Below are 12,592 nucleotides of genomic sequence, written 5' to 3'. Positions count from 1 at the left end.
ATGAACGATTTGTTAACGGTTAAGGATTTAACTTACAGAAAAAATCAAAAGACTATTTTAAAAGATGCTAATTTAAATTTATCGTCGGGTAAGATAGTTGCCTTATTAGGAGAAAATGGAGCTGGTAAGACGACTTTAATGCGTATTATAGCCGGTGTAGCCAAGAATTATAAAGGTGAAGTCAATCTTGAGGGGACAACTAAAGAAGCTGCCAGAAAGGCTAAATTGTCCTTTACAGATGGCCTAACAGGATTTAGTGACTCCACCAAAATTAAAGATGTAGTTAAATTCTACGCAACTATTTTTCAAGACTTTGATGAGAACGAATTTGATGAATTGCGCAAATTTATGAAATTAGATAATGATATGAAGCTCAGTCAATTGTCACGAGGAATGAGAGAAAAATTAATCATTGCGTTAACCTTTGCTCGTAAAGCTGATTTGTATTTGCTTGATGAGCCATTTGGCGGAATTGATGCTATGGCTCGTAAAAAGATTATTAATTCAATCATTCTGTGGAAAGATGAGAAAGCTACAATTTTAATTTCTGATCACTTTGTTAATGAAATTTCGTCGCTACTTGATGAAGTAGTAATTGTGAAAGATCATACAATTCTAGAACATAAATCTGCTGATGATATTCGTCAAAATCATGAGACTATCGAAGAGTATTATGAAAGTTTTTATGCAGATGAGGATGATGAATAATGACTAGTTTCAATACTTTGTTCAATAGAATGTTTCAAGAAAAAAGTAGGACAGTTTATTTAATTTACCTGATTCAAGCATTTGCTAGCTTATGTTTTTCAGTTTGGATGATTATCTCCATGAAGGGCGATCCAAATGTGATGGTAATTAATGGACACCATGAAGTAACTAATCATTTGATTTCTTACTTACTTATTTTTGGCGTCATGATGTTTATTACCTCGTTTTTTGCTAATTTTGTCTACTGGATCATTTCATCCATCAAAAATGAAAAGATTAACCGTAGTCAAACTTGGCGACTAATTCCAATTAGCGATACTAAATTTCTGCTTAGCAACTTTGGTACAGCATTTATTTCTTATCTATGGTTAATGATTTTAGAAGGTATCACAGTGGCAGTTACTTGTTTGCCAGTCTTAACGGTTAATGAAGTTAGGAAAAATTTGGCAGATTTCTTTAGTCGTAGTCAGCAACTTGGTACCCAAGATTGGTGGGGACTTCTTGGAGCATTAGTTCTAGTAATATTGCTTGGTTATGCCTGGTATGCAATTGTTAGTCTAATTAACTTAAGCAGCCGCAGCATTATGGAATTTTTACCTAACGGTTCAAGTAAATTTATTATGTTTATCGTTCGAGTAGTAATCATCCTTGCAATTATTTGGTTATTAAGCAAAGCAACTACAGTTGTTTTTGGAGCAATTGGTAATTTTATTCCATTCCTAGCTGATGGCAATAATGATTTACAAATGAGTGGTACATTAGTAGCATTTTTACTCTTTGATGTGGTGGTAACCTTGATTGATATTTTGCTCTTAAACAAGTTTGTCGAAGCAAAGCAAAATTAAGGAGGCGCTTATGACTAGTTTTTCAGCTTTATTTAAGCAGATGTTTGTTCAAAAGCGTCGTTATGCTCATTTAGTATTATTGGTGCAGACCTTTGCAGTCATTTTTATGTTCTTGATGGATCTAATCACTAGCAACAATTTTGCTAAAGGTTTTCTGGTGTTTGCCCAAAATTCGCATCCCAAGTTTTGTGACATAATTTTTGCTGTAGGAATTATAACTACTGCAATTGGTGATCTAGTTTTTCTTGGATTACTTTGCTGGCAAAACGAAAAGATCAATTTAAGTCAGACTTGGCATTTAATACCAGTTTCCGATATCAAATTATGGTGGATCAATATTCTTACTAGTATGGTTCAATGTGCTTACATTTTTGTAATCCAAGTAGTACTTGGCATTATTGTACTTATTTTTGATTGTATGAGTTATGGCCTTAGTTTTTCGACAATGAATAAAAAAGTTGGTTTTTCATGGTCTTGGCCTGATGTTATGGGAGTAATTGAGATGCTACTTTATCTAATTGGCTTGGTCTTAATTATCTTTTGTTTCGTCAGTTTTGCTGATCTTTTAACTAGAACTATTACCGATCAACTACCAGGTAAGAATTCTACTGTTATAAAAATATTCGTGATGGCCATCTTAGTAATTATCGGGGTAACTATTGCTTTTAAGATTAATGATCAGTTGACTGCTGCTTATATGCGTCATTTGATGAAGAATTCCAATGGGTATAGTGTTGATACTTTACCAATGGCAATTATTGAATTCTTCGCTGGATCAATAATCTTGGGTGCTATTAATTCATTCTTGATTGAGAAATTTGTTGAACCCAAGATAAGATAGGAAAGTGAGAAATTTGACTAATTTTTGGAGTTTGTTTAAACAAATGTGGTCACAAAAACAGCGATATGTTTATTTAATATTAGTGATTAACATTTTTACAGTCGTCTTTATGACTTTTTTTAAAATAATTATGCCAGATGATTATTATGCTCATGTTGGTATAGCAAAATATTGGCAAGATAGTTATATGTGGCTAACTATTTATATTGATATTGCTTTTTGTGCGATTGCTTGTTGGCAAAATGAAAAGATTAATACGAGTCAAACTTGGCATTTAATTGTAGCAGATGAAAGAAAAATTTACTTAGCTAATATTTTTAGTAGTTTAGTTGCATGTGGTGTATTTTTCTTTTTACAACAAATTATCAATGCATTTTTATTGCTACCTTCATATGGTGCAGAAAGCTTAGTTCATATCTATAGAGATTTTAAACTTTGGAGTGCACAATACGATCCTTGGGATAATGTTTTATTTCATTGGTTCTTTATTGTAATGATTATTTTGTTCATTTATTTCTTTGTTAGTTTTACTAATTTTACTTCAAAATTGATTACGAATTATTTGCCATTCAAGAGTACTTTATGGATTAGATTATTAGTAATTGCAATGTTAGTCATTGTTGCTGTCTATTTTGGCTTGATTATAATGTCTCACTTGCAATCCTTTATTGATGCTAAAAAGGGATCAGTAGATCCGATCTGGTTAGATGATATATTATTGTTAGTTGTTAATCTTGTATTTGGAAGCATTGATCTCTGGTTCGTTCACAGTTTTGTTGAACCTAAAATCGCAAATTATTAAAAAGCAGTCATCATTAAGATGGCTGTTTTTTCTTGTTATAATGATTTTGAGGTAAAGTTATGAAAGAAGAATCATTGTTTTCTCTAGCAAATCAAAATGAAAATACTCCATTAGCAGACCGTGTTCGTCCGCAAAATTTAGATGATTTTGTAGGATAAGGAAATTTAATTGGTCATGGCAAGATTTTGCGCGATCTAATTGAAAAGGATCGTGTACCATCACTGATTCTATGGGGACCACCTGGAACAGGCAAAACTACTTTGGCAGAAATTATCGCTAAAAGAACTAAGGCACATTTCATTACTTTTAGTGCAGTTACTTCTTCAATCAAAGATATTCGTAAGATTATGGAAGAAGCAGAGCAGAATCGCCAGTTTGGTGAAAAAACCATTGTCTTTATTGATGAAATCACCGTTTTAATAAAGCACAACAAGATGCCTTTTTACCATTTGTAGAGCAGGGTAGCATTACCCTGATTGGAGCTACTACTGAGAATCCATCTTTTGAAGTAAACTCAGCTCTTTTGAGCAGGGATAAGGTATTTGTACTTCATTCTTTAAAAGTTGATGATATTGTTTTATTACTAAAAAGAACATTAAAGAATCCCAATGGTTTTCCTGAATTTAAACGTTAAAGTATCCGATGAAGCGTTAAAGCAGATTGCAATCTTTGGTAATGGGGATGCGCGCAGTAGTCTAAATACTCTTGAGATTGCGGTTTTAAATGGTAAAAAATCAGGTAAAGATGTTGTTATTGATGATGAGGTGTTAAAGCAATTAATTAACGTTAAATCTCTACTCTATGACAAACACGGTGAAGAACACTATAATTTGATTTCAGCCCTGCATAAATCGATGCGTAGTAGTGATGTAGATGCTGCAGTTTATTGGGGGGTTAACCGCATGATCGAAGGCGGCGAAGATCCCTTATATATGTCAAGAAGATTAATTCGCTTTGCTAGTGAAGATGTAGGTTTAGCTGATACCAATAGCTTGAATATCGCAATCAATACTTTTCAGACATGCAAATACATTGGTTTGCCAGAGTTCGGAGTTCATTTAACTGAATGTGTGATTTACCTAGCTTGTACGCCAAAATCTAATTCAGTTTATGTAGCACAAGAAAAGGCAAAGAAATTGATTAAGAAGACAGGTAATCTTCCTGTTCCATTGCAGATTAGGAATGCGCCGACTAAATTGATGAAGGATTTGCATTACGGTAAAGATTATCAATATGCTCAAGATAGTCCTGATAAATTAACTAATTAAGCATTAGCAGACATGTAGTCATAAAGTTGATTAATTTCTTCGTTAGTGAATTCCCCGTCACCAGTTTTCATTGCGTGCACCTTTTCTACAGATAGGTGACTAGCAAATGCTAAATCTGTGTCATTGACATGATGTTTAACTTGAAAATCGATAATTGCGTTAGATAATTCTTCTTGTTGCTCATTCATAATAATCTCTCCTTACACTTTAATTCTAATCAAATTATATATAAAATAAAACTTTTAAATAATTAAAATGTTTTCCATTGAGTAAATGTCCAATAGCGGAAGACAACTCTTCCAATCAATGCACTTCGTTTTACAAAGCCAAAGTAGCGTGAATCCTTAGAAACATCTCTGTGGTCACCCATTACGAAATAGTGATTTTTAGGCACTTTTTCTTTTAACGTAAAATTGTTAGTATATAATTCTCCTAAACGATGAGCCTGTTTTTCATATTTATTGTTTAAATATGGTTCTGCAACTTGCTTGCCATTTATATAAAGCTTATCATTTTTTGAGGTAACCATATCACCAGGTGTACCAATTATACGTTTAATATATAAAGCACCTTTTTGATCAGGTGCTTTTAAAATAACAATATCATTGCGCTTAGGCGTAAAATGACGAACAGCAATTAAACGGTCACCATTTTCAAATGTTGGCTGCATTGAGGGGCCAGAAACTGTTTCATTTGAAAGGAAAAAGCTAAATACAAAATAGTAAATCCCCATCAAAATCGCAAACATAATGATTATGTCGAGAACAAAATGACCTATGCTTTCTTCGTCTTCATTTTTCTTCTTAGTTTTTTCTCCCATAAACAATCTCCTTTTATTTGCTATTTTTATTATAACTGATTTCTAAGGATTTGAATGGTAAAATCGTTAGGTAAGGTAGGAAGATATGACGAATTTTTTACATAAATTAACTATGTTAGATGATGAAATTAATCATTCGACAGTGCATAGTCAAGTAGAAGAAATAAAACAAATTGATCATCAGGTTGCTAAAGGTGAACCTTTAATAGAAGCACCAGCCAAATTAGGACTTTTGCCAGACCAATTTGAAGATATTTTAGAAGAGATTGGTAATAATCAAAAAAGAAAATTAACTGATATTAATAATTTATTTAATAATTTTCGGCAATACTTATCTTTAAAATATGGTGTTTGGTCAGTACCCAATTTGAAAACTGCACATTTGATAAAGAATAGACTGCATATTGATACTGCTTTGGAAATTATGGCAGGTAATGCTTATTGGTCAAAAGCTTTGGAAAATGTTGGAGTTCAGACGATAAGTACAGATTCTTTGGAGTGGGCTAAAACTTCATCGACAGGAGCTGAGCCATTTCATCCAGTTATCAATTTAGAGGCAACTGAAGCAATTAAGCATTATTCCGATGTAGATTTGATTATTTGTTCTTGGTCGCCGAATTTTGGCAAAAGTGATATTGCAGCAATTGATACCTGGCGTAAATGCAGTAATGCAAAACATTTTATTTTTATTGGTGAAGAAGATGGAGCAACCAATTCACCAGAATTTTGGCAAAATAATTGGTTTAAACAAACAGCCGCTTTGAAAGCAATTAATGATTCTTTTCAAAGCTTTGATTTTATTGATGAACGGATATTTGAGATAGATAATGAATTTTAAAAGGATTTTTTTACTTTTAGTACCCTTAATCATGTTTTTAGGAATAGGTGCTATGATTTCCAACATTCAGTCCGATTATGCAGATGAAGTGTTGGAAGCCCATGGATTAACTAATAATACTCGTTACTTTAGAACGGATAGTGACGAGAGTATTAGTTCATTTTTGCGGTATTTGAATAAGAATTATGCGCATCATCAGATTCAGCTGCATTTTGATAGTAATTATGAAAAAAAGCAGGTCCTAGTTTGGACTAACCATATGGTCAAAAGTTTACCAACTGAAACTGGGCGCTATTTTTCACCCGATGATTTTAAAGGCAAAGTTTCGTTTGCGGTATTGGGACCTACTGCTAAAATTAATGTTTTAGAAGTGCAAAATAATAAATATGTGGTTTTAGGTCGAAACTATTATTCTGTAATTGGTACATTCAAAAATTATCCACAAGTTGAGATGGATAAATATTATTTAAGTACGGGAGTAGACCAGCTTACAGCGCAAGATCAATTAAGAAATTATAGAATTGTAATTGATAGTACTCCCTATGTAATTAATAAAATAGCTAAGCATTATCATGCCAAACTTCACATTCCTTCATTTGTACAAGAACATCATCGTGATCGCTTATCAGTATTGCCTAATATATTAATGCTAGTGGCATGTGTGATAATTGGAATTTTAAGCAACGTGGTACTTGCAATTTTAATGAAGCGACAAGCTAGATTAACCTATCTTCGTGGCGATTTGTTACGCAATTGGGTAATTAACCGTAGTGCGCGTACTTTGATGGTAGAGGGCGTCTGTGCGTTTCTAGCATATGTCTTTTTAAGATGGCATGCATTTTATTCAGCATATAGTAGTTTGAGTATTGCTTTGCTTATTGCGTGGTTAATGAATGTAATAGCATTTTGTATTATGTTGTATCACTTGATGAGAAAGGACAAAAAAGTTGTTAAAACTACCCGTAGAATTTAAAGAAAAATATCAAAAATTATTAGGCGATGAAGAGGCAACGGAACTTTTCGCCGCAATGAATGAAGAGAGTAAAAAAGCCATTAGAATTAATACATTAAAAAATCCAGTGAAGATAGCTTATAGTTTAAATGAAGCAATTCCTGATCTTAGGGATGCATATTATGGTGAAATTAGTGGGGAAGATCCTGAATGGGTAAGTGGTTATGTTTATTCACAAGATCCTGCTGCAATGTTTCCTGCCGCGTTGAGTGGTGTAAAGCCTGGAGATAAAGTGTTAGACTTGTGTGCTGCTCCTGGTGGGAAAACGACTAAATTAGGAGAACAGTTAGAAAATGAAGGCCTTTTAGTTGCAAATGAAATCTCTGGCACTAGAGCCAAAGCATTACGAGAAAATGTTGAACGTTGGGGAATAGGTAATGCTTTGATTACTAATGAAAGTCCAGAAAAACTTTCACCAGTATTTTATGATTTCTTTGACGTAATTTTAGTTGATGCCCCATGCAGCGGGGAAGGAATGTTCAGAAAGAACCCAGAAGCAATTGACTACTGGTCACAAGATTATGTTTTGACATGCCAAAGAAGACAAAAAGATATCTTGAATGAAGCAGTTAAGATGCTCAAGCCAAATGGGAGATTAATCTATTCGACTTGCACATTCGCTCCTGAAGAAGATGAACAAATTGTTAGCTGGTTAGTTAATGAACATGGTTTTAGTATTTTAGATACCGAAATTAAGGACGAGAAAATCAGTTTAGGTCATCCTGAATGGAGTGATAATAATCCAGAATTAACCAAAACTATTAGATTTTGGCCACAAGATGGAGTGGGTGAAGGTCAGTTCGCAGCAGTATTACAGAAAAATGGTGGCAATGCGGAAACTGTAACCAAGAAGAGTAAAAAGAAAAAGCAAAAAAAGAACCCATTGCGTTTAACTAAAAGTCAGCAGGAACTAGTAGGCAATGTAATTAATCAATTCAATTTGCCTGATAGTTTGAGCGACTGGTCTAAGAAAGCAATGGTTAGAAATGATCATGTCTTTATTCCTGCAATTGTTTTGTCTGAAAAAACTAAACTGCATATTGTTAATAATGGGATAGAGTTAGGAATTTTAAAGAAAAAGAGATTTGAACCAGGACACCAATTAGCAGAGGTATTGGGTCAATTGAAGCAGACACGTGTAGTAGATTTGGCAACTTTGGATGACTATCAAAAGTACTTACACGGAGAAACGATTAAGGTTCAAAGTGATTTGCGTGGTTTTTTACTAGTTAGTTACCAGAATTTGATATTTAGTTTTGGTAAAATCACAGGTAATGGAATTTTGAAGAATTTCTATCCTAAGGGACTTAGAAAATAATAAAAATTATGTAAAGAAATAGCACTAGATCGTCTAGTGCTATTTCTGATATTAAATTAATTGATCTATTTGATTTTTTAGTGGCAGGTCGTAGTATTTTTTTATTTTAGGTAGGGATGCTAAGTCGTGTTTACCATATATCGCAATCAAAGCAGCTAATTCATCTTTCCAATTGCTGATTAAGGTTTGAAGCCCCTCAAAACTATTCTTGTTGAATTCCTGCAAGAATACATTAGAAATACCAACAAATTGTCCACCTAAAGATAATCCTTTTAAAATGTCTAACGGATTGCGTACACCACCTGAAACAATGAAATTGACACTTTCTTTTTGTGCCATCAAAGCCGAAATAACAGTGGGCAAACCAATATCTTCAAGATACGATACATCGTGATCATTCCGTGCATTTTCGATTTGAGCGAAGTTTGTGCCGCCACTACCTGCAACATCAAAGAATTTAATGCCATTTTCTTTAAGCAGATGAATACTATTTTGATCAAGTCCAAATCCTACTTCCTTAATGATTACAGGAATAGTGATTTGATCGAGAATATTCTTGATTTGATCGAGCCAAATAAAGTTTCGATCACCTTCAGGCATTGCGATTTCTTGCACCGTATTAAGGTGAATTTGTAATGCATCAGCTTGTAGTTCTTTTATCGTTTGTTTAATCGCATTAATAGGCGTTTCTGGATTAACATTGACAATTAAGACACCATTTGGATCTTCATCACGAGCCGCATAAAAGCTTTCTAACTGATCCTTTTCTTTAGCTAAAATGCTAGCAGAACCAAGTGCTAGAGCAATTTTTTCTTGGTGCGCGATCTTTCCTAGAGCCTGATTAACTATTAAAGACTGTTTTGATCCACCTGTCATTGCATTGATAAAAAAAGGAGCAGAAACGCTTTTATTAAACATTTCTGTTGCCAAAACAGATTGATCAACCATACTCTCAGGCAGAGCGGGGCGCAACAGGTGCATTTGATCAAAGCTATTATATTTTTCTTTATTAAAAAACATCTGAGCTAATTTCAGATGTTCTTCTTTTCTTTCAGATCTAATTGACATATTTTTCTCCAATTAGTGAGCAAGGCTAATTTGGTGAACTCTAAAGTTCAAAGGCAAAATGCCATTTCGACGCCATTCATTTTCTAAGGCATCAACATCGGTATCTGCGTCAGTGATTACAATTCCGCAATCGCCATTACCAGCGCCAGAGGTTTTAGCAGCACCACCAAAGTCTTCAGCGATTTTGATTAGTTGAGTTAGACGTGGAATTTCAATGGCAATTTGGTTAATTTTAGCAAAATGTTGTAATAAATGACGATTAACGCGAATTTGCTTTTTTATAAGAGCAATATTTTTTGCTTCAAAACCGACAATCATCTTTAAGACACATTCGCTAGAGGCAGCTAAAAAGTTTTTGTATTCGGTATTTAAAGCTGCTTTATTAGCGTTTGTTTCATCAACTAAACGTGAGGTTGATGCTGGCTTTTGACTCCAACCGATCATTAATTTCATGTCGTGAGGTGGAGTTAACAATTCGATCTTAAGTCCTGGCCAAGCTTCATTTACTACGTCTGATAAGGTTTTATTAGCTAATTCATATTGTAGCCATTTCTTATCAAAGGTTTGGTAAGCTAACCAGCCTCCATAAACGCTAGCTGCAATATCACCAGCGGAACCATTGCCTTGGACTGAATAGTGGGAAATTGCAGATAATTTATATACTAATTCATTGCTCATTTTTACACCGTAGAAATGCAAAATAGCCTTAACGGTGGCTACAGTAACAGCTGCGCTTGAACCTAAACCATATTTTTTACCATCAGCAGAATCTAGATCTGAGTTAACATGCAGATCATAGACTTTCATCTTGATATTTTGTTCAATGCAGTATTGTTCTGTATAAGAAATTGCAGATAAAATATATTCAAATGGGTTATCACGGTTATCAATTACCATTTTAGAGCCTTGACGGACCCAATGAATAGAATCTTGTGAATATTGTTTGGAGTGAATCAAACCAGTAGAAGTATTGCTTTTAGTAATTGAAACACGTACAAATTGGTTTACGGCAACTAAAACAGCAGGACAATTTTGTTCCAAAACGGCGTATTCTCCAGCGATGTATAATTTTCCGGGTGCTTTTTCTGTTATCAAAAGAATTAAATCCTCGAATCTAATTAACTTTCTATTACAATGATTAATCCAAGTAGGTAATACCAGGACCAAAATTTGCAATCACTATATTAACATTATTAAATACTGACTTAAAGCGTTCAATGATTTCTTTGCTATTTCTTAACCGACAAAGAATTTTAATATTTGGACCAGCATCTATAGTATAGTAGCATTCAATTCCTTCTTTGCGAAGGTCTTCAACTAATTTAATGGCACGAATCGTGTTGGGTTCAAAATATGTAAACTCTGGTTGAGCAGTTAAGTTGATGGCATGCATTTCATTGGCATTTAATTCTGCTAATTCACCTAATGCTGTAAAGTCATCGTTTTTAATGGCTGCTATCATTTGATTAAGTTCTGTTTCATTGCGCTCAAGCCAAGGGTTAAAGAAAGGAGAAGATTGTGCCTCTTTCATCCCGCTTGTAGAAGAGATTTTCTTTTGATTAGTGTTTAGTTCTACAGCCAAAAGATGTAAATCCATTTGAGGATGTTCATCTAAAGCATATGCGTAAGAACTTGCATCAGAATCTCCTTTTTGCCAAACCGAAAATCCACCAAAAATAGAGCGACATGCTGAACCAGAACCGATTCGTGCTAAACGTGATAATTCTTTTTTGTCAACTTGGATATTATAGTATTGGCAAAAAGCGGCTGCCAATGCTGCAAAAGCTGAGCTAGATGAGGCGAGCCCAGCCGAGGTTGGAACATGATTAACAGATTTAACGATTAAGTTGTCATGATAACCAAATTTATTTTGCAATTTAGTTAAATATGAAAAAACTCGCTGGCTTTGTTTAGAATCTTGCTTTTGTCCATTTAAATAAAAGGCATTCTCATCGTTTGTTTTCTCAACTGAAGTATCAGTATAAAAAGCATCTAGCGTCATTGATAGACTTGACATTAAAGGGAGTCTTAATTCAGCATTTGCCTTACCCCAATATTTAATTAAAGCGATATTTGTATGTGCACGTACAATTTTTGACATTAAATCTTCTCCACCCAGTAGTTACTAATTAGATCTTGACATTTATCCGCAATATTTTCGGCGATTTCTTGACTTTCGCATAGAGCGATTGTAATTCCGCCTAAACCACCACCAGACAGTTTAAAACCTAAGGCACCATTATCTAGGGCGATTTTTTGTAATTGGTCAATCTTAGTGGTTGAAATATTGAATGAATGTAAAATCTTTTGTGCTTCATTAAAAATATTGCCTACAGTTTTAACATCATGATTGATCCAAGCCTTTTTTGTTAGGTCAGCTAATTCTCCTAGTCGTTTCATATTAGTTTTTGCTTGTTCTGATTCACTTAAGAGCTGACTTACCTGAGCAACGGCTTTTTTAGTATTGCCTAATTCTCCAGTATCCATAATGAACAGAGTAGCTCCTAATTTAGCTTGTAGAACTTTAGGCCCCATTTTTTTATTGAAAAATACCAAGTAGTCGGAATTAACAGTAGCAGCATCTAAACCTGAAGCTTTGCCATGATTAATCATTTCCGCATGATTGGTAACTGCCATGATTTCAGATTCAGACATATTTAAGGAAAAGAATTGATTTAATGCCTTTGTGGTACCTAATGCGACTGCGGCACTAGAGCCAAATCCTCGTTCCATAGGAATCTCTCCTGTATATGTAATCTTCAATGGCTCGTTATTGTTTGCTTTTTTCTGCATAGTTTTAACAACGTACTTAAGCCCGTCGTATTCGCTCGGAGTGTCAAAAAAAGAGCCATGATAGCGTGCAGTGTCCATCCACATCTCGGGATTGTTTTCCACGGTAGTTTTAATATGCAAAGCTTTAATAGGCATTGCTAAAGCATCATAGCCGTAGACAACGGAATGTTCACCAATAATAATTACTTTTCCATGAGCTAAAAAACTAGTTTTCATTTTTAATCATCCTTAAAATAGATTTAATAAAAGATATTGACCTTGCTATGATAAAATAATAAA

Annotated in this window: 15 protein-coding genes; 9 read left to right on the top strand and 6 right to left on the bottom strand. The window is 34.0% G+C overall.

The genetic code is table 11. The annotated features are described in order from the left end of the window. The 6 genes from HMPREF0518_RS07110 (at position 1) to HMPREF0518_RS10980 (ending at position 4,464) form a co-directional block, all read left to right on the top strand. Positions 1-708, top strand: a complete 708-nt coding sequence (locus tag HMPREF0518_RS07110; RefSeq protein ID WP_003627445.1) for an ABC transporter ATP-binding protein — start codon at positions 1-3, stop codon at positions 706-708. Then, positions 708-1,553 carry a hypothetical protein gene (locus HMPREF0518_RS07105; RefSeq protein WP_003627444.1) on the top strand — a complete coding sequence of 282 codons (846 nt, stop codon included), beginning with the start codon at positions 708-710 and terminating at the stop codon, positions 1,551-1,553. The genes HMPREF0518_RS07110 and HMPREF0518_RS07105 overlap by 1 nt, the downstream gene beginning before the upstream one ends. A gap of 10 nt (positions 1,554-1,563) precedes the next feature. Next, a complete protein-coding gene (locus HMPREF0518_RS07100; RefSeq protein WP_020829215.1) occupies positions 1,564-2,394 on the top strand; it encodes a hypothetical protein in 831 nt (276 codons plus the stop codon). A 13-nt stretch (positions 2,395-2,407) separates the two neighbouring features. Beyond that, positions 2,408-3,196, top strand: a complete 789-nt coding sequence (locus tag HMPREF0518_RS07095) for a hypothetical protein (RefSeq protein ID WP_035504737.1) — start codon at positions 2,408-2,410, stop codon at positions 3,194-3,196. 185 nt (positions 3,197-3,381) lie between these two features. Further along, positions 3,382-3,651: an AAA family ATPase gene (locus HMPREF0518_RS10985; protein WP_003627441.1), complete on the top strand. Its 270-nt coding sequence runs from the start codon at positions 3,382-3,384 to the stop codon at positions 3,649-3,651. Positions 3,652-3,804: 153 nt separating this feature from the next. Further along, on the top strand, positions 3,805-4,464 hold the full coding sequence (locus tag HMPREF0518_RS10980) for an AAA family ATPase (protein WP_003627440.1): 660 nt from the start codon (positions 3,805-3,807) through the stop codon (positions 4,462-4,464). Here HMPREF0518_RS10980 and HMPREF0518_RS07085 read toward each other — a convergent pair. Further along, positions 4,461-4,652: an LBP_cg2779 family protein gene (locus HMPREF0518_RS07085; RefSeq protein WP_003627439.1), complete on the bottom strand. Its 192-nt coding sequence runs from the start codon at positions 4,650-4,652 to the stop codon at positions 4,461-4,463. The two genes, HMPREF0518_RS10980 and HMPREF0518_RS07085, sit on opposite strands and share 4 nt — an antisense overlap. A 62-nt stretch (positions 4,653-4,714) precedes the next feature. Next, positions 4,715-5,284 (bottom strand): signal peptidase I, encoded by a 570-nt coding sequence (lepB, locus tag HMPREF0518_RS07080; RefSeq protein ID WP_003627438.1) that lies wholly within the window; start codon positions 5,282-5,284, stop codon positions 4,715-4,717. A gap of 85 nt (positions 5,285-5,369) precedes the next feature. On the opposite strand from lepB, the gene HMPREF0518_RS07075 reads away from it, so the two are divergent. The 3 genes from HMPREF0518_RS07075 to HMPREF0518_RS07065 are packed head-to-tail and all read left to right on the top strand — an operon-like array spanning position 5,370 to position 8,452. Beyond that, positions 5,370-6,122, top strand: coding sequence for a hypothetical protein (locus tag HMPREF0518_RS07075; RefSeq protein WP_003627437.1), 753 nt, complete (start codon positions 5,370-5,372; stop codon positions 6,120-6,122). Continuing rightward, positions 6,112-7,095 (top strand): hypothetical protein, encoded by a 984-nt coding sequence (locus tag HMPREF0518_RS07070; protein ID WP_003627436.1) that lies wholly within the window; start codon positions 6,112-6,114, stop codon positions 7,093-7,095. Before HMPREF0518_RS07075 ends, HMPREF0518_RS07070 begins: the two co-directional genes overlap by 11 nt. Then, positions 7,070-8,452: an RsmB/NOP family class I SAM-dependent RNA methyltransferase gene (locus tag HMPREF0518_RS07065; protein ID WP_003627434.1), complete on the top strand. Its 1,383-nt coding sequence runs from the start codon at positions 7,070-7,072 to the stop codon at positions 8,450-8,452. Before HMPREF0518_RS07070 ends, HMPREF0518_RS07065 begins: the two co-directional genes overlap by 26 nt. Before the next feature lie 51 nt (positions 8,453-8,503). On the opposite strand, the gene fni is transcribed toward HMPREF0518_RS07065, so the two are convergent. From fni to mvk, 4 genes are read right to left on the bottom strand one after another with little or no spacing between them, the layout of a single operon-like run. After that, positions 8,504-9,520 carry a type 2 isopentenyl-diphosphate Delta-isomerase gene (fni, locus tag HMPREF0518_RS07060; RefSeq protein ID WP_003627433.1) on the bottom strand — a complete coding sequence of 339 codons (1,017 nt, stop codon included), beginning with the start codon at positions 9,518-9,520 and terminating at the stop codon, positions 8,504-8,506. Positions 9,521-9,532: 12 nt separating this feature from the next. Then, positions 9,533-10,615, bottom strand: a complete 1,083-nt coding sequence (locus tag HMPREF0518_RS07055; RefSeq protein WP_023192756.1) for a phosphomevalonate kinase — start codon at positions 10,613-10,615, stop codon at positions 9,533-9,535. Between the two features lie 43 nt (positions 10,616-10,658). Continuing rightward, a complete protein-coding gene (gene mvaD, locus HMPREF0518_RS07050) occupies positions 10,659-11,621 on the bottom strand; it encodes a diphosphomevalonate decarboxylase (RefSeq protein ID WP_003627429.1) in 963 nt (320 codons plus the stop codon). Beyond that, positions 11,621-12,529 carry a mevalonate kinase gene (gene mvk / locus HMPREF0518_RS07045; protein ID WP_003627427.1) on the bottom strand — a complete coding sequence of 303 codons (909 nt, stop codon included), beginning with the start codon at positions 12,527-12,529 and terminating at the stop codon, positions 11,621-11,623. Before mvk ends, mvaD begins: the two co-directional genes overlap by 1 nt. Positions 12,530-12,592 lie beyond the last annotated feature (63 nt).

This window comes from Lactobacillus helveticus DSM 20075 = CGMCC 1.1877 (assembly GCF_000160855.1).
GTDB lineage: Bacteria > Bacillota > Bacilli > Lactobacillales > Lactobacillaceae > Lactobacillus > Lactobacillus helveticus.
The sequence above is the reverse complement of the archived record's forward strand: the minus strand, read 5'-3'. Positions and strand labels throughout refer to the sequence as shown.